This is a genomic window from Zongyangia hominis (assembly GCF_014385095.1).
Classification (GTDB): domain Bacteria; phylum Bacillota; class Clostridia; order Oscillospirales; family Ruminococcaceae; genus Zongyangia; species Zongyangia hominis.
Genome location: NZ_JACRTC010000002.1, coordinates 46493 through 64879, shown reverse-complemented (window position 1 = coordinate 64879; position 18387 = coordinate 46493). Strand labels below are relative to the sequence as shown.

Annotated in this window: 8 protein-coding genes; 6 read left to right on the top strand and 2 right to left on the bottom strand. The window is 52.1% G+C overall.

Annotation, left to right across the window (positions count from 1 at the left end; translation table 11 throughout):
* Positions 1 to 126: 126 nt before the first annotated feature.
* Genes H8709_RS03720 through H8709_RS03710 form a run of 3 tightly spaced genes read left to right on the top strand, consistent with a single transcriptional unit; the run spans position 127 to position 6667 of the window.
* Positions 127 to 2271 carry an N-6 DNA methylase gene (locus tag H8709_RS03720; RefSeq protein ID WP_262397038.1) on the top strand — a complete coding sequence of 715 codons (2145 nt, stop codon included), beginning with the start codon at positions 127 to 129 and terminating at the stop codon, positions 2269 to 2271.
* Positions 2265 to 3536, top strand: a complete 1272-nt coding sequence (locus tag H8709_RS03715) for a restriction endonuclease subunit S (RefSeq protein WP_262397037.1) — start codon at positions 2265 to 2267, stop codon at positions 3534 to 3536. The genes H8709_RS03720 and H8709_RS03715 overlap by 7 nt, the downstream gene beginning before the upstream one ends.
* The gene (locus tag H8709_RS03710; RefSeq protein WP_262397036.1) at positions 3536 to 6667 is read left to right on the top strand and encodes a type I restriction endonuclease subunit R; all 3132 of its coding nucleotides are present in this window, start codon (positions 3536 to 3538) and stop codon (positions 6665 to 6667) included. The genes H8709_RS03715 and H8709_RS03710 overlap by 1 nt, the downstream gene beginning before the upstream one ends.
* 339 nt (positions 6668 to 7006) lie before the next feature.
* Here the strand turns inward: H8709_RS03710 and H8709_RS03705 are convergent, their stop codons facing one another.
* Both H8709_RS03705 and H8709_RS03700 read right to left on the bottom strand, forming a co-directional pair.
* Positions 7007 to 8242, bottom strand: coding sequence for a DUF3427 domain-containing protein (locus H8709_RS03705; protein ID WP_262397035.1), 1236 nt, complete (start codon positions 8240 to 8242; stop codon positions 7007 to 7009).
* 260 nt (positions 8243 to 8502) lie between these two features.
* A complete protein-coding gene (locus H8709_RS03700) occupies positions 8503 to 13662 on the bottom strand; it encodes a cadherin-like beta sandwich domain-containing protein (RefSeq protein WP_262397034.1) in 5160 nt (1719 codons plus the stop codon).
* A gap of 447 nt (positions 13663 to 14109) precedes the next feature.
* On the opposite strand from H8709_RS03700, the gene H8709_RS03695 reads away from it, so the two are divergent.
* The 3 genes from H8709_RS03695 (at position 14110) to kdpB (ending at position 18387) form a co-directional block, all read left to right on the top strand.
* Positions 14110 to 14304 carry a hypothetical protein gene (locus H8709_RS03695; protein ID WP_262397033.1) on the top strand — a complete coding sequence of 65 codons (195 nt, stop codon included), beginning with the start codon at positions 14110 to 14112 and terminating at the stop codon, positions 14302 to 14304.
* A gap of 181 nt (positions 14305 to 14485) precedes the next feature.
* The gene (gene kdpA, locus H8709_RS03690; protein ID WP_262397032.1) at positions 14486 to 16300 is read left to right on the top strand and encodes a potassium-transporting ATPase subunit KdpA; all 1815 of its coding nucleotides are present in this window, start codon (positions 14486 to 14488) and stop codon (positions 16298 to 16300) included.
* A gap of 11 nt (positions 16301 to 16311) precedes the next feature.
* Positions 16312 to 18387, top strand: a complete 2076-nt coding sequence (gene kdpB, locus H8709_RS03685) for a potassium-transporting ATPase subunit KdpB (RefSeq protein ID WP_262397031.1) — start codon at positions 16312 to 16314, stop codon at positions 18385 to 18387.

Below are 18387 nucleotides of genomic sequence, written 5' to 3'. Positions count from 1 at the left end.
TATTCCCAAATCCATACACCGCAAGGCTTACACCCCACGGTGCCGCCGGACTTTGGAACGGCAGAAATCCACAACTGAATAAAGCGAAAAAGGGCTTTCGGAGTCAGTGATTGACCTCGAAAGCCCTTGTTTTATGCCTTTTTCGGCGGTTTTTACCCCGGAGAAGGCTTTTTCTATTGTATCAAAATCAGTAGGAACATAGACCCTGCCTGTGGTTCTGGTTCGCTGCTCATCAGAGCCTTGAATGAGGCCCCTATTGCGCTGTCCGGCTATGGACAGGAGAAGGACACTACAACCGCCGGCCTTGCCAAAATGAATACAGTACTGCACGATTGGGCAACCGCCACAATTGTGTCCGGCAACACATTCTCCGACCCTCAGTTTTTTGAGGAGGGGTCTGATGAAACCATACTGCGCCGCTTTGACTATATTGTGGCAAATCCTCCGTTTTCTATTAAAAACTGGACGGACGGCGTTAAAGGGTACGGTCGTTTTGATGGTTACGGCGAGAGACCGCCTGAAAAGAATGGTGACTATGCATGGCTAATGCACATCCTGAAATCGCTGAAGCCTACTGGTAAAGCAGCCGTCATTCTACCACATGGTGTCTTGTTCCGCGGAAATGGGGAGGGTGAAATCAGAAAGGCACTTATTAAGACCGGCTTTATTAAGGGTATCATTGGTCTGCCAGCAAACCTGTTCTACGGAACAAGCATTCATGCGTGTATTATTATCATCGACAAGGAAGATGCAGATGAACGTACGGGCATTTTCATGATTGATGCCAGTCGGGACTTCGTGAAGGACGGAAATAAGAACCGCCTGCGCGAACGTGATATATATAAAATTGTGACCACATTCAACGAGCAGATCAAAGATGATCCCCACTATGCTCGATTTGTTCCCATGAGCGAAATCACCGGGAAGAATGACTATAATCTGAATATTTCCCGCTATATCGACTCCGGCGTCGGAGAGGATTTGCAGAGCATTGAAGCCCATTTGAAGGGTGGTATTCCTGCCCACGATGTAGATAGCATGGAGCGGTATTGGAATATTTTTGCCCAACTAAAAGGGAAATTGTTCTCCGTTCTGCGGGATGGCTTCTATCAGTTGAATGTCCCCAAGGATGACATTCGCAGCACTATCCACAATGACGAAGAGTTCTCGGCATATGCCGACAAACTGGATACTGCATTTGCGGGGTGGCGTGAAGAGGTTGATGGCGAACTGCGGCATATGAATGCTTATATTCAGACGAAAAAACTGATTGCTCGTCTTGCCGAATGTATACTGACCCAGTTCGAGTGTGTCGAGTTAATTGATAAATATGATGTTTATCAGGTGCTTTTGGAGTACTGGCTGGATGTCTTGTCTGATGATGTGTATGTAGTGATTCATGATGGCTATGAAGCCGGGCGGGATTTGAGTTATGAATATGTTGTAAAAACCCACAAAGAAGGCGATGAGACTGTTATTGAAGTCACCGATAAAGTGAAAAGCTGGGACGGCAAGTTGATTCCTAAAACGATTATGATTGACACCTATTTCTCCGAAGAGGCGAAAGCTATTGATGCAGCAGAGGTGATCATAGCGGATAGCCAGGCGCAGATTGACGAATTGCTAGTAAGTGCTGAGGATGGCTCAGCCGTTGCCGAACTGATGGATGAAAAGGGCAAGGTTTCGACTAAGGCTTTGAAGGCCGCAATTGAGGAGATCCGCAGTAAAATCCAATCCGAGGAAATCAGCGAACTGACTGCATTGCTGGCATTGCTTCCTATGAAAAAGAAAGATATGGAGACATACTTGACAAAACACCCGCTGTGCGTATCTGCCCGAAATGAAAAAGGTAATGTGAACGCTACCAGCATTAAGGCCTGCATTGCCACACTGCGTGAAACGCTTCACGTGCCGGAAATGTATTCCGAGGACTATGAGCAGTTGATGACGCTGTTTGATTTAATTGCAAAAAATGATGAGAAGAAAAAAATGGTAAAAGTTTTGAAAGCCGCCTTGGAGGAAAAGGTTAAGCAAAAGTATACCGCTTTGACTGTGGAAGAAATCAAAGAACTGCTTGTCAACAAAAAGTGGTACGATTCCATTTATAACGGCATTGATGCATTATATTTGGCAATTTCCCATAACATCACTGATCGCATCATCGAACTGGCAGAACGATATGAGGATACCCTTCCAGCGTTGTCTACTCTGGTGGATGATTATGAAGCCAGAGTGAAATCTCATCTGGAAAGGATGGGATTTGTATGGTAAAGGCAGGATACAAGAATACAGAAATCGGAGCCATTCCCGAAGAATGGGAAACTAAAACATTTGAAAACTGTTTTACCATACTCCCAAACAACACACTTTCCCGTGCTGAATTGACTAATAATGGCGGAGAAGTTCGCAATATTCACTATGGAGATATTCTTATAAAATATCCTTCAGTTTTAGATTGCGCATTGGAAAGTATCCCCTATGTCAACTCTGCAAATGTGGCAAAAATAAGCAAAGGCTTCTTGCAGAATGGCGATATTATATTTGCCGATACAGCAGAGGATTCGATTGTAGGCAAAGCAGTTGAAGTGACCGGAATCAAAGATGACAAAATCGTATCAGGTTTGCATACAATTCCATGCCGTCCTAATGCTTCCAATATGTTTGAGCGGAAGTGGTTGGGATACTACATCAATCATGCTGTCTATCATGACCAATTGTTGCCGTTTATTACTGGTACAAAAGTATCAGCTATTTCCAAAGGTGCCATTTTGGAAACGGTCATTGCTATTCCGCCCAAGGAAGAGCAGCAAAATATCTCCACTGCCCTCTCTGACATTGACTCCCTTATTGTGAGTCTTGAAAAGCTGATAGCAAAGAAAAAAGCCATCAAACAAGGAGCGATGCAGGAGCTGCTGACAAAAAAAAGACGCCTGCCTGGGTTTAGCGGCGAGTGGAAAGTTGTCACGGTTCGTGAAATCGGCAAAATTGTGACTGGCTCAACTCCATCGAGGCAGGTGGGGCAATATTGGAACGGAGATTTCTGCTGGATAAGCGCACAAGATTTTAATGGCAAGTATATAAAAAATACAGCAGAAAAAATCAGCGATGAAGGAAAATCGCGATGTCGTATATTGCCCAAAGGCACAGTGCTTGTAACGTGCATAGCGTCTATTGGACTTAATAGTATAGCTTTAATGGAATGTGCAACTAATCAGCAAATTAATGCAATAATTTGTAATGATGGTTATTATAATGAATTTGTTTATTATCTTATATCCCATAACGAAAAAAATATGAGGTTACTTGCAGGGCAAACAGCCTTTCCAATCATTAGCAAGAAACAATTTGAAGAATTTACGCTTTACTTACCACTTGACAAAAAAGAACAAGTTTCGATTGCAACAGTTCTATCTGATATGGATAATGAAATTGAAGCATTAGAGAAGAAATTGGCAAAATACAAAGGGTTCAAATCTGGCATGATGAGCGAATTGTTTACTGGCCGTATCAGACTGATAGACAAGGAGAAATCGTAATGGATTATGTGGGAAAGCCTGAAGCTGTAACACAGAAGCATGTCATTGAGTTCTTTCGTACGAAACTGCTCTACAACTACATCGGTAATCTGAAAGAACAGGCAAATCGCAATATTGACGAAGAAAAGCTGGTTGGCTGGCTCACCGCCCACGGCTATTCTGCTGCGATTGCCATCCGTGCCGTGGAGGAGCTAGTCAAAGCTGCCGCTAATCTGCAGGAGGGGCTGTATTCAGCCAATCGAGCGGTCTATCAGCTTCTGAAGTACGGCGCAAAAATCAAGGAAAATGCAGATGAAAACGAAATCACCGTATATTTCATTGACTGGGAGAATCCCGAAGAAAACCTTTTTGATATTGCCGAAGAGGTCACTGTGGTAGCCAAAAACGAAAAGCGACCGGATCTGGTGGTTTATCTGAACGGTATCGCTGTGGCGGTGATCGAACTGAAGAAAAGTACGGTATCCGTTTCTAATGGCATTCGACAGAATTTGACCAATCAACGGGAGATGTTCATTCAGCCATTTTTCACCACCATACAATTTTGTATGGCCGGCAACGACAGTGAGGGCCTGCGGTATGGTACCATCAAAACGCCGGAGAAGTATTATCTGGAATGGAAAAAAGACGGTTTCACGGAATATCCCGACGAGCGAAATGAGATGGATGTTAAAATTGAGGAAGTCTGCGAAACCATCTCTAATAAGCTTGATTGCGCTTTGTATGCCATGTTCTACAAGTTTCGGTTCTTAAACCTGATTCATAACTTTGTGATTTTTGATAAGGGTCAAAAGAAAGTCTGCCGTTATAATCAATATTATGGCATGATGAGGGCGCAGAAACGCCTTGCCACAGGTAAGGGCGGTATTATCTGGCATACCCAGGGCAGCGGCAAATCTCTGACGATGATCTGGCTCTCCAAGTGGCTGCTTGCCAACATCCCCACTGCGCGTGTTTTGGTTGTTACCGACCGTGACGAACTGGATGAGCAAATCGAGAAAAACTATAAGGGTGTTAACGAAACAATCATCCGTACCAAAAGCGGTGCAGATCTGTTGGCGCGGCTGAACTCCCATGAGGATAGACTGCTCTGCTCCCTGATCCATAAGTTTGGCAAGCGTGGCGGCGAAGCTACGGAAAAAGACTATGATAGGTATATTGAGGAACTGAAAGCATCGCTCCCCAGCAACTTCATTGGCAAAGATGATATCTATGTCTTTGTGGATGAGTGCCATCGTACCCAATCCGGCAAATTGCATCTGGCTATGAAAACCATTATGCCCAACGCCATTTTTGTTGGCTTCACCGGGACCCCCCTGCTCAAGGCTGACAAGACGGCCAGCATTGAGGTGTTCGGTCGGTATATCCATACCTACAAATTTGATGAAGGTGTGGCAGATGGTATCGTCCTTGATCTGCGTTATGAGTACCGGGATATTCCCCAGGAGATTATGTCCCAGGCAAAAATCGATGCATGGTTTGAAGCAAAAACTCGTGGCCTGATGCCGAGGGCGAAAGCCCGGTTGAAACAGGTTTGGGGCAATATGCAGACAGTGTATAGTTCCCGATCCCGCTTGGAGAAAATCGTCTGTGATATCATATTCGATTTTGAAACCAAGGCTCGTTTGGCTGACGGCAGCGGCAATGCCATCCTGGTGGCAAATGATATTTTGACTGCCTGCAAATATTACGAACTGTTCCAGCAGAAGAATTTCAAGAAATGTGCCATCATTTCTTCCTATGAGCCTAACACAGGCGATTTGCGTACGGAAACCGTCAGCGATGATGAGGAAACCGATGCTTTTGAAAAGTATCGTATATATTTGCAGATGATCGGTATTGACCCGAACACTACTGATAAAAATGGTATTGCAAAAAAAGTAGAAGAATTTGAAGCGGCTGCAAAAAAGAAGTTCATTGATGAGCCGTACAATATGAAATTGCTCATCGTGGTGAATAAGCTGCTAACCGGCTTTGATGCACCTCCCTGTACATATCTTTACATAGACAAAACTATGCATGATCATGGCCTGTTCCAGGCTATTTGCCGTGTCAACCGTTTGGATGGCGAGGATAAAGACTTCGGTTACATTGTTGACTATAGGCAGCTTTTTGGAGACCTGTCCGCCGCCATGAAAAAATATACTTCCGGCGCTTTTCGAGGGTATGCAGATGAAGATGTTGAAGGTCTGTTAAAGGACAGGAAATCAGAGGCACAGAAACGGTTTGAGAAACTTTTGAATGAACTGGAGGAACTGTGTGAGGGCGTGCCTTATCCCAAGGAAGAAATTGACTATCTGCACTATTTCTGTGGTGAAAATGGAGTTGACGTGGACAATGACGAAGCATATGCGCGAATCCGTGAACGCCTGTACCGTTTGGTGAATTCCCTCATCCGTGCGTATGCTGAAGTGAAGCCCTTGTTGGGCGAACTGGGTTATACAGAAAGCCAGCAAGAGCAGTATGATAAAAGCGTAAAATTTCATGTTGCGTTAAAGGCTACCATTGGGCGTTCAAGCGGAGATTTTATTGATCTCAAAGCATATGAGCCCGGTATGCGCTACCTGATTGACAACTATATCGTTGCCGAAGACGCCAAAGTAATTAAAAATTTTGATGACTTTACTCTTCTGGATTTCATTCTGGATCAGCGGGAAAAAATTGAAGGTGATGGTTCTAAACCAGGCGAGCAGGAAAGTGCAGCCGAGGCAATTGAGAACAATATTCGTAAAAAAGTTGTCGAGAAAATGGTTCTGAACCCCAAATACTACGAAAAGATGTCCGCTGTTTTGGAACGGCTTATTCTGGAACGAAAGCAGGGTGTTATAATATACGCACAATTGCTGGAGAAATATATACAACTGGCTCGTAATGTTACCAAGCCAGAGGAAAACGAAAGGTATCCTGAAAAGGTTCGACATAGTGCGGCAATGAGGGCGTTATATGACAACACTGGCTGTGATGTAGACTTGGCCGAAGCACTTCATGCGGCAGTGATGCGATCTAAAATGGACAGATTCCGAAACAATCCTGTTAAGGAACGCCGTATCAAGCGTGAGTTGCTTAAAATTCTCAAGAGCAAAGACGAGGTCGAGCGTGTGTTTAAGATTATCGTAGAACAAGAGGAGTACTAATGCAGATAAAGGTAAATGGCATAGAAGTGTCAGTAACGAAATAGCAATAAAAAATATGCACCTCTATTTCAAGCACCCGAGGGCCGTAATTTGACCGGGCGAATTGGCCTGGTGGATACTAAACTCCCATCAACGAATCGATCATGTTGTCTGACAGATTGGAAAACAATACAAAAGAAGAGCTAGGCAGGAACATTTCCTGCCCGGCTCTTCTTTTTATCCCTTCTGCTTTTGAAGGACGGGTGAAGATCTCCTGTAATGTGAAATTTTACATTACAGGAGGGTGACCTGTGCGCTACAAGAGAAAAGGGCGCATGAATTGCGGGGAGAACGATAGATTTAAAAGGGCTCACGATTTTTACGAAGCATTGCTTGGAGCTCCTCGATGGAAAGAATTTGATCTTTTTTCCGATGGACCATACGGTGGCAATTGGAACAAAGGGGTTTCATCTCTGTGGCGGGGTTGACAAGGCTCTCGCCTTGCATTTGTGAGAGGGGAATAAGATGATGTACCTCAATATAATCACGGCCCCATGGTCCATATGTTTTTTCAAAATCGAAGCCACACACCGCGCATTTGGTTCCATGAATTTTGATACATGCTTTACGGTTTTTAGGGTCGCGTTCGTACCGCGTCGCATAGGATTTTTTCCCAGCTCCCTCCAGACTAGGAGCGGAGGTGGCATCACTGAAAGTCTCTCCTTCCAGAGCAATATCTGTTTCCAAGTGCTCAAAGCCGAGGAGTGTCAATTCATAAGCATCCTGGCCGCACTTTGAAAATCTGAGGAATGGAAACTGCGCAGGGGTGAAAGAATCACCCTCGGGGCAATAGGCTTGGAGCTTTTGTGCCAAATCGCCATGCCAAAAAAGCCGTGTCCTTCCGTTTTGAAGGCGAACGGTAGCTTTATAGGAAGCATCTTCCCAAAGAAAGAGGAGTTCTTTTTCCTCCTTTCCTTCCCAATGATCTACGCCCCAAAACCACCGAGCTTTTTTGGGAATTCCTGAACCGCGATACCGAAAAACAGACAAATCTGTTAGTTTAATTGCCACCCGATCATTGGGTATCTCCCAGGAGTAGTAATTGCCTTGCCTTTGTGTCTGCTCGGATACAGCCGATGGCAACATACACAGTCGCCGCACCTTTTCCGGCGGATCCCAATGGAGAATTTGCCACTGAAAATTGACGGGGCATTCCTTTTCAGGATCGTGGTTCACATAGGCGAGCTGTCCCAAGTAGAGATAGGAATTTTGTCTAGTATTTTGCCGGAAGAAGAGATAGATATGATTGCGGGCTGCATCGTGTTGGATCAGAGTGCGAATGACGGAGCTGGACAGACTTTGGTGGGGTTGTGATTGCCAGGATAGGATACCATCGGGGGTGATGGTTTCGATAAATTGATGTCCCGCTTGTTTACTGCCCAGAGTGACAAAGAAAACAAAGTCATCGGTACCCTTGATATGAACAATGCCGTGGAGGCCCCAGGTGCCGGATTGCGGTGTAAATTTTTCGCTTGGACAAAAGGTATGGTGCACTTTTTCTCGGGTGTATTTTTGGTATAAGGTAAAAGAGGGCATTCGATCAACTCCTCTCGGGAAACTAGGGAACTATAATTTCATTATATTTTTTTATTGGGTCGAAATTGGTCGTTCCTCAGAGGATTTATGGTAGTTTCCTCGATTTTGGAGGAGAATTGCATCACTTTAGTTAGTGCAGCCCCATGTTTCCGCAATAGAAGGCCGCCGCACCGTCATGTAAGTGACAGTGCGGCGGCCTTTGCACAGAATATTGTGGCAATCTGACCTGTTAAGATTACTTGCCATGGTATAACTGATGGCTATTTCTTCCGCTTTCTGGAGAGGAAGACCGCTGTTCCAGCAGCGCCCGCCATGAGCAGCAGCGCTATCGGCAGCGCCGACGCGTCGCCCGACTGCGGGTTCTCTTTCCCAGTGCCAGGCTTTGCCGTCCCTTCCGGCCACTTCCAGTCGGAGCTGTGTCCGCCCGGGATAGATGGCTTCGTGGTGGTAGGTTTCGTCGTGTCCGCGGGTTTTGCACGGGTGACGACAATCGTATAGATGTTGTCTTTCTCTCCCATGACGAGCTTCACTTCGATGGTGTTCTCTCCCACATCGAGAGCGATGGCCTCGGAGAAGACGCCGCTTTCCACAGCCTTGCCGTTCACAGTGACTGCCATCTCGCCGGAGTAGAAGGGTTTGACCTGGATGGAGTCGGTGGCATTGCCGACAGAGGCGGTGTAGGCGTTGACATCCTTGTCGAAGCTGGGTTTCAGTACGCCCTGAGAGAGTTCCAGGCCATCCAGGAAGGGAGTCTCGGTAACAGGAGGTTTCTTGTCCTCTCTGGTGACCTTGATGGTGTAGGTCTTCTCTCCTGCGACGACGGTGATGGCGTTCTCGCCGACGCTCAGGGAGATACCGGCGGAGTATTCACCGGAAGCCACTTCCGTGCCGTTCACGGTGACGGCCGCATCGCCGGTGTAGGTGGGCAGGACCTTGATGGAATCCACAGAGTTTGCCACAGTGGCGGTGTACTCTGTGACTTCAGTGCTAAAGTTGGGCGCTAAGGTGCCGGTGGAGAGAGCCAAACCTGTAAGCACAGTGGGAACCGGAGCTGGCTCCTCGCGGGTGACCTTGATGGTGTAGGTTTTCTCGCCCGCGACAACGGTGATGGTATTCTCGCCAACGCTCAGGGCAATATCGACGGAGTAAGCGCCGGAAGCCACTTCCGTGCCGTTCACGGTGACGGCCGCGTCGCCGGTATAGGTGGGCAGGACTTTGATGGAGCCCACGGAGTTTGCCACAGTGGCGGTGTACTCGGTCACATCGGCGGAGAAGTTGGGGGTGAGGAGGGCCGAGGACAGGGTCAGGTCGGTGAGAACCGTCGGAACCACAGGATCGGGTACGGTGCGGTCCATGGCCTTCATGGAATAAACGTCCAGATCCAGGGTGGCTGTGCCGTTACTAAAGAACTCCATGCCCGCATTGGAAAGATCGTTATAGAAAAATCCCTGGATGCCGACTTCGCCGTCGTTGCCGTAGACGTCGTAGCAAATCTGGTCTAAGAGCATCCGCAGCTTAATCTTGTTGCCGTCCATGACGGTCATATCCGGCGTATAGACGCCGGCGGCGCCGTCGCCGTCCGAGGTGGTTTTGTCCACATAGAGCTTGCCGTCGTTTTTATTGTAGGTGATCTTGAGCTGACGGCCGCCGCCTACCCGGAGTTTAAAGCCCACTTCGGTGGCGGTGCCCAGGGTGATGGTGGCGTCCATGTCGCAGTTAAAGGACTGGAAGTCCTTGAGCACATTTTCACTGCTCTCATCCACCTGGACGTCCTTGAGGGACAAAATCTTCTCATCCCGCATGGCGTCGACTTCTGCGGCGGGGTAATTGAAGAGCTGGGGCTTGCCGTTTACGGTGCGCAGCGTATTTTCGGTGGGCAGGGACTGGGCGGAATTCCAGATTCTGCCCGGTACATTGCCGCCTCGTTCACGAATCCAGCTCACGCCGATGCGGCGGCCGGAAGGCTCGTCGGAATAGGTCTGGGTGGCGTAGAGCTCCGGCTCCGGGATGCCGGGGAATTGGTCGGCGATGCCGTTGAGGGGACGGATGTTTTCAGTCTCCGGGACAAACATGACGGTGTCTTCGCCGGTCTTCTCCATGTGGCCGACGATGTAGAAGACGCCGCCGCCCCGGAAGACCCACTTGACATTATTCTGATCGCCGTCCAGGGCGAGGGGGTAGAGGTCGGGGCACTCGGAGCCAAAGGCAGCGCCATGGATGTCCATGACCTGTCCGCTGTGCTTCCAATCCTTGAGGTTGTGAGAGGTGAACAGGTGGACATGGGGGCTGCGGTAATCGACGGTGACCATGACCCAGACGCCGCCGTTTTCCATGGAAGCGTCTTCATACCAGAAGACGCAGGGATCGCGCATCTCGGGGCCGTAGACGCCGCCCGGGTTTGCGACGACGGGGTTGTTCGCGTATTTGATGAGGGTGCGGCCGTTGTCTTTGGAGTAGGCCATACTCTGGACAAAACCGTTGGTGTTGGTGTAGAAAAACACCATTCTCGCCCCCGGCGCCGTGTAATCCGGGCTTGTGGGGTCCTCCTCAAAGAGGCCGGAGGTGTTGTTCCAGTCGATGACGCCGGAGCCGGAGAAGATGACGCCCAGCTCGTCGGGGGTGATGGCCAGGGGCAGCTCCTTCCAGTTGACCATGTCCTTGGAGACGGCGTGGCCCCAGGAGGTGGTGCCGCCCACGCCGCTGTCAAAGGAGCGGTTACACTGGAAGAACATGTGATATTCCCCGGTGACGGAGTTGTAGACTAGGCCGTTGGGGTCGTTCATCTGATGGCGGAAGGGAGTAAAGTGGAAGGTGGGACGGTAGTCCTGATTATAAATGGTATCCTCGTCAAACATCTGCTGAATGTTGAGGGTGTAGATGGCGGAAAGTCCGGAATCGACGTCCCGGGCGACGATTTTGATGACATTCATGTCTTCGCCCAGCGCTACATCCAGCGCCTCCCCGCTCTTGGCGCTCTTGCCGCCGATGGTCAGCACCAGGCCCTCCGGGCACTCGGCGGTGATCTTGACGGAAGCAGTCCCATAGGGGACGCTGCCCATGTAGGTGGTCAGGGAGGGGTCGAACTGCTCGTTCATCTGAGCGCCCTCCACTGTGATGCCGATGACTTTGGGCTCTACGGCGGAATAATAGTTGACGTTGTCGAAGGTGGCGGTGGTGTTGTTGGCCACAATCAGGCCAAACTGGCCGCCCTCAAAGGAGGGAAGGGTAAAGGAGTGGTACAGGGTGCCGTTGATATAAAAATTGGCGGTCTGGGAACCCAGATACTCCACCCGCATGTGGTAGATGGTGGCGGCCTTGTCCGCGTCGGTCATGGCCTTGGTGTTGACAAATTCATCCTTGCCGTCCTTGTGAGCGAAGGCGAAGACGCTGCCGCCCCCTCTGACCGCCATCAGGCAGAACAGGTGGTCGGGCTCGCCCCGATCGTTGGTGGGATGGTCCGGATTCATGACGCCGAAGAGGATACCGGCGGCATCCTGGCCGGCTTTGATCTCCACATCCGCCTCATAAATGAAAGTGTCCTCTTTGGTGATGGCGGTATCTTTGGCATAGGCAAAGGTGTCCTTGCCCGCGTGAACGCCTTGATAGCCGTCCGCCACTTCGCTCCAGGTGCCGTTGAGCGGAGTCCATCCGGTCAGATTGCTGGTAAAGCCGGTGGTGGCGCCGTCGATGGTGTAGTTGACCTGATCAAAGGTGGCGGTGGCGTTGCAGGTGATCAGCCCGAAGTAGCCGCCGGCGAATTCCGGCATGTCTTTGGTATAGATGAGCTGACCGTCCAGATAAAAGCTGAGGGGGCCGTCTTTGACTGCCCGCTCCACCTTGAGCTGATAGGTGGTCTTGTTCTTCTGCTCCTGGGTCAGGGCCACGTCATGAATCCAGTCGGCCTTGGCGTTGGTCTCGGAGAAGATACGGGAGACCCCGCCCCGGTCGACGTTGATGCATATCCATTTCCCCGCGGGATTGCCGGGGTCCTTGACGCCAAAGGCGATACCGCCGGCCTGCTGGTCCAGGCCCAGGGTCATCTTTGCCTCATAGGTGAAGGGGTCGGAGCTGTTCACCGCCTTGGTGGACATAGCGAACACATTGCCGGAGCCGGAGCCCTGGTAGCCGCCGGGCACCTCGGTCCAGGCGCCGCTCACACCCCGCCAGCCGGGCAGGTTGGAGGTGAATCCAGTGCCGAAATCCCCTTCGTCGCTGTACCGGACGTCGGAGAAGGTGGACTGGGTGTCATAGGTCATAAAGCCGAGGTGTCCGCCAGTGTAATATTCGGCGAAGGAGGCGGGCACTTTGACGTCCACTTTTTTTCCGTCCACCGAGACGGAGAAGGCTTTGACAGCGTCCACCGAGATTTTTACGGTGTGGGGGGAGTCCAAGCTGACGCCGGAGGCTGCCAAGACGTTTGTAAACATCCACTCGGCGTTGGCGGGCGCCTTCTCACAGAACATGGTGAGATAGAGGTCATACTTGTCCCCATTTTGTCCGGCATAGAGCTCCACGCCGAAGAAGGGGTGGTTCATATCGCCGCCCGCGTTGGGCGCGCCGAAGGTCAACGTACTCTTGTTGGAGCCGCCCGGGGCGATGAGCATCTTCGCCTCATAAGTAAAGGCTTTGACGCTGGTGGAGGAACCGGCAAAGTTATTGCTGTTTGCGATTCTCTCCAATACATAGCCGTCCTGGGCGTTGCCGGTGACGTTATTTCCCGTCACGCCCGCCAACGGCAGGGTGCCGTCTGCGGCGGCAAAAGCGCCCTCGTCGGTGTACTTGACATTTTGAAAGGTGGTCTGGGTGTTATAGGTCATAAAGCCCAGTGTGCCGCCTTTGTAATAATCGGCGAAGTTCGCCTGGAATTTGACGGCTACCGGATTGCCGTTGACCCAGACGGAAAATTCCTTTTTGGGGCTGACGGAAACTTTTAAGGAATGAAGATCGGTGAGACTGACGCCGGTGCCGGCCAGAACATTCATGAACATATAGACCGGGGTCTGGGGGGCCGTCTCGCAGAACATGGTGAGGTAGAGGTCGTATTTTTCCCCATTTTGGCGGGCGGAAAGCTCCAAGCCAAAGAAGGGCTGGGTGATGCCGGCGCCTTCTCCCGCAGCTCCGAACATCAGCGTGCCAATGTTGGAGCCGCCCGGAGAAAAGAGCATCTGTGCTTCATAAGTAAAGGCTTCCACCTTGGTGGAGGAGCCTACGAAGTTGTTGGCGTTTTCCACTCTGGCCACCACGTAGCCGTCCTGGGCGTTACCGGTGACATTGTTGCCGGCAACGCCTTCTAGGTCGGCAGAACCAGCGGCCACGGCGGAGAGAGCGCCCATGGGGAGCAGGGATACCGCCATTATAATCGCCAGCAGCGCCGGCAGGATACGGCGGGATAAAAGTCCTCTGGATGTTTTGGAATGCAAACGCATGGCTTACTCCTTCTTCTCTTTACGTTTTTGTTGTTAGCCCCCGCAAAAGCGGGTGTCATCCGTTTTCTATTCACCTCCTTTTTTAAATGGGAAAAATGAACAAATTTTGAAAGTCCTTTTCATTATAGAAAAAATAACTTACAAACACAATCTTTGTCCTAGCAAATGCAAAAGTTTGTGGAAATAAGCCAGAAGAGCGGGAAAGGAATTGGTGGAAAAAATGAAAGGTTGTACGCAATAACGGAGGGATGGGCCCACACGGGCCCATCCCTCCCTTCCGTTAGGTTACGATTCGATAGCCTATCGCCAAAGGGAAAGCACCGTGGACGGGAGCACGGCGCTATCCTGGAGGCGCTTATGATATCTTAATTTTTCCGCCCCCATCCTTTCACCGCTTTAACCGGGTCGGTGCTAGGATAAAAGCAGGGAGGAGAGAGCGAGATGATGAACATGGCTTTTTCAGTGCGCGACACCCAGCGGAAGATATCCAAAAGGCTGGCGGTGTTTGAACAGAATCACCCGGACCTCTTTTATCTGTCTATGATTTTGGGGATGCCGCTTCTCATTTTGTTGGCCGTTTTCTCTTTGACCGCGGCTGTGATGTTCCCTTTGGGGTGGTTATTCGGATGGCTGTGAATACCTTTATGCCATCTTTATTTGCCCAGCGTCCCACTTACACCATTTTTATAGCCCGGATGCTAAAATCGGTAGTCGTAGGAGGAAGACACATGAATATTCTGCTTGGCTTTATCGGCTCAGTAGCAGCGGCGCTGCTTGTTTATTATGTCTACATTCTCATGAAGGGGGATGCGCAAAAATGAACGCGGTCATCCAGTACATCCTTTATCTGGGCATTCTCATCCTTTTGGCCATCCCGCTGGGGGGCTACATCAAAAAGGTGATGGCGGGGGAAAAGACCTTCCTGTCCAGAATCCTGACGCCTTGTGAAAACGCCGTTTACAAGGTGATGCATATTGACAGCGGCGAACAGATGAACTGGAAAAAGTATGCGGTGAGCGTGTTGATTTTTTCCGGCATCGGGCTCGTTTTTCTGTTTTTGCTTCAATTATTGCAGGGCGTCCTGCCCGGGAATCCCCAGGGGCTGCCCGGCGTCAAATGGGATTTGTCTCTCAATACCGCCATCAGCTTTATCACCAACACCAACTGGCAAGCCTATTCGGGGGAAAGCACCCTGAGCTATCTGACCCAGGCGCTGGGGCTGACGGTGCAGAACTTCGTATCCGCCGCCACCGGCATCGCCGTCCTGTTTGCCCTCATCCGAGGATTTGTGAAAGTGAAGACCGACGGCCTAGGCAGTTTTTGGGTGGACATAACCCGCATTGTCATCCACATCTTGATACCGCTTAACTTAGTGATCGCTTTGGCCCTGGCGGGGGGCGGCGTCATCCAAAACCTGAAGGGCGGGCAGACCGTGCCGCTGCTTGAACCGGTGGCCGTCAACGCGGAGGGTGAAATTATCGAAAACGCTGTCATCGACGTGGAGACGAACACCGTCACCGTGTTCGGCAAAGCGGTGGAGGACGCCGACATCGTCACCGAGCAGTTTGTCCCCATGGGACCGGCGGCCAGCCAGGTCGCCATCAAACAAAGCGGGACTAACGGCGGCGGATATATGGGCGTCAACTCCGCCCACCCGCTTGAAAACCCCAACGCCTTCACCAATCTCATCGAAATGATCTCGCTGCTTCTCATCCCCGCCGCCCTGTGCTTTACTTTCGGTAGGTGTGTGAAAAATAAGCGGCAGGGCGTGGCCCTCTTTATGGCGATGTTCCTGTGCCTCGTCGTAGCGCTGGGTTGCGTGGCGGTCCGGGAGCAGATCGCAACGCCCCAGCTCATACAGGACGGGGCAGTCGACGTCTCCGCCGTCGATCAGGCCGGTGGAAACATGGAGGGCAAGGAGACCCGGTTTGGCATCGCCGCCTCCTCCACCTGGGCGGTCTATACCACGGCGGCCTCCAACGGTTCTGTCAATTCCATGCACGACAGCTTCACCCCCTTGGGTGGCATGGTGCCCATGCTCCTGATGCAGTTGGGAGAAGTGATCTTCGGCGGCACGGGCTGCGGGCTTTACGGCATGCTGGCCTTCGCCATCCTGACGGTGTTCATCGCGGGACTGATGGTGGGGCGGACGCCGGAATTCTTGGGCAAGAAGATTGAGCCCTATGAGATGAAGTGGGCGACGCTGGTCTGCCTGGCCACGCCCATCGCGATTCTCGTGGGCAGCGGCATCGCGGCGGTCTTCCCCGGCATTGAAGCGAGCCTCAACAATGCGGGCGCCCACGGCTTTTCGGAAATCCTCTACGCTTTTTCTTCCGCCGGCGGCAACAACGGCTCGGCCTTTGCGGGTTTTAACGGGAATACCGTCTTCCTCAATCTGTCTCTGGGCCTTGTCATGCTCTTCGTGCGCTTTTTGCCCATCGTCGGCACCCTGGCTATCGCCGGGAGCTTAGCGCGCAAGAAGCTGGTGGCCGTTTCCGCGGGAACGCTGTCCACCCAAAACCCCATGTTCGTGTTCTTACTTATTTTTATCGTCCTGCTGGTCGGCGCTTTGAGCTTCTTCCCCTCGCTGGCGCTGGGCCCGATAGCAGAATTTTTGAGCAGTATCGGTTAGGAGGCACTGTGATGGCAGCAAAAACAAAGAGGGCTTTCGCCGGGCGGCAGATGCTCGGCAGAGCCGTCAAAGATTCCTTTCTCAAACTGAGCCCCAGAGCCCAGATTCAAAATCCCGTCATGTTCTTGGTCTTCGTTTCGGCCATCCTCACCACCCTGCTCTGGGCGGTATCCCTCTTCGGCGTCCGGGACGCGGACGCTTCCAGCGGCTATATTTTGGCCATCGCCGCGGTGCTGTGGCTGACAAGCCTGTTCGCAAACTTCGCCGAGGCCATCTCAGAGGGCCGGGGCAAGGCCCAGGCCGCCGCGCTGCGGGCTTCCCGCAAAGACGTGGACGCCCATAAAATCCCCTCTCCACAGGAGAAGGAACACTTTACCGCCGTTGCCTCGGCACTGCTCAAAAAAGGCGACCTGGTGGTTGTGCGGGCTGGGGAACAGATTCCCGGTGACGGCGATGTCATCGACGGTGCGGCCTCGGTGGACGAGAGCACCATCACCGGCGAGTCCGCCCCGGTCATCCGGGAGGCGGGAGGCGACCGCAGCGCTGTCACCGGCGGCACCACCGTCCTCTCCGACTGGATTGTGGTGCGGGTGACCAGCGAGGCGGGGGAGAGCTTTTTAGACAAGATGATTGCCATGGTGGAAGGGGCGGCCCGCAAAAAGACGCCCAACGAAATCGCCCTGCAAATCTTTTTGGTGGCGCTGTCTATCATCTTTATCCTGGTGACGGTGTCCCTTTATACCTTTTCCGTCTTTTCGGCCAAACAGGCGGGTATCACAAATCCCACCTCGGTGACTACCCTGGTGGCACTGCTGGTATGCCTGGCGCCCACCACCATCGGCGCGCTATTATCCGCCATCGGCATCGCGGGCATGAGCCGTCTCAATGAGGCCAATGTGCTGGCCATGAGCGGCCGGGCCATCGAGGCCGCCGGGGACGTGGACATTCTGATGCTGGATAAAACCGGGACCATCACCCTGGGCAACCGGCAGGCCTGCGCCTTTCTGCCGGTGGACGGGGTGAGCGAGCGGGAGCTGGCCGACGCGGCCCAACTTTCCTCCCTGGCCGACGAGACGCCGGAGGGGCGCAGCGTGGTGATCTTAGCCAAGGAAAAGTTCGGCTTGCGGGAGCGGCAGCTGTCCGGCAGTCAGGTCCGGTTTCTCCCCTTTAGCGCCAAGACCAGGATGAGCGGCGTGGACTATGCCGGCAGCGAAATCCGAAAGGGCGCCGCGGAGGCGGTCTTCGACTATGTGCGGGCGTCGGGCGGCAGCTGCCCCCAGCAGTGCGACACCATCGTCAGATCCATCGCCTCCCAAGGCGGCACACCGCTGGTGGTGGCCAAGGACCGCCGGGTCCTCGGCGTCATCCACCTCAAGGACATCGTCAAGCAGGGGGTCAAGGAGAAGTTCGCGGACCTGAGAAAGATGGGGATCAAGACCATTATGATCACCGGAGACAACCCCATGACCGCGGCGGCCATCGCAGCGGAGGCGGGGGTGGACGACTTCTTGGCGGAGGCGACGCCGGAAGGAAAGCTCCAGCGAATCCGGGAGCTCCAGGCGAAGGGACACATGGTGGCCATGACCGGGGACGGGACCAACGACGCCCCGGCGCTGGCCCAGGCCGACGTGGCGGTGGCCATGAACACCGGGACCCAGGCGGCCAAAGAAGCGGGGAACATGGTGGACCTAGATTCCTCGCCCACCAAGCTCATCGACATCGTGCGCATCGGCAAACAGCTCCTTATGACGAGAGGCAGCCTGACCACCTTCTCCATCGCCAACGACGTGGCCAAATATTTCGCCATCATCCCGGCGCTGTTCGTGGGCCTTTATCCGGGGCTTTCGGCCCTCAACATCATGGGGCTCCACTCCCCGCAGAGCGCGGTGCTCTCGGCCATCATCTATAACGCCCTCATCATCGTGGCCCTCATCCCGCTGGCGCTCAAGGGGGTCAAATACCGGGAGGTATCCTCGGGTAGGCTCCTCTCCCGCAACCTGCTTATTTACGGCCTGGACGGTCTCATCGCGCCGTTTGTCTGTATCAAGCTCATCGATCTGCTCTTAGTTTTCTTCGGATTGGCATAA

Coding starts and splice junctions, on each gene's coding strand:
- H8709_RS03715 (WP_262397037.1), top strand. CDS start 2,265: ATGGTAAAGGCAGGATACAAGAATACAGAAATCGGAGCCATTCCCGAA.
- H8709_RS03710 (WP_262397036.1), top strand. CDS start 3,536: ATGGATTATGTGGGAAAGCCTGAAGCTGTAACACAGAAGCATGTCATT.
- H8709_RS03705 (WP_262397035.1), bottom strand. CDS start 8,242: ATGCCCTCTTTTACCTTATACCAAAAATACACCCGAGAAAAAGTGCAC.
- H8709_RS03695 (WP_262397033.1), top strand. CDS start 14,110: ATGATGAACATGGCTTTTTCAGTGCGCGACACCCAGCGGAAGATATCC.
- kdpA (WP_262397032.1), top strand. CDS start 14,486: ATGAACGCGGTCATCCAGTACATCCTTTATCTGGGCATTCTCATCCTT.
- kdpB (WP_262397031.1), top strand. CDS start 16,312: ATGGCAGCAAAAACAAAGAGGGCTTTCGCCGGGCGGCAGATGCTCGGC.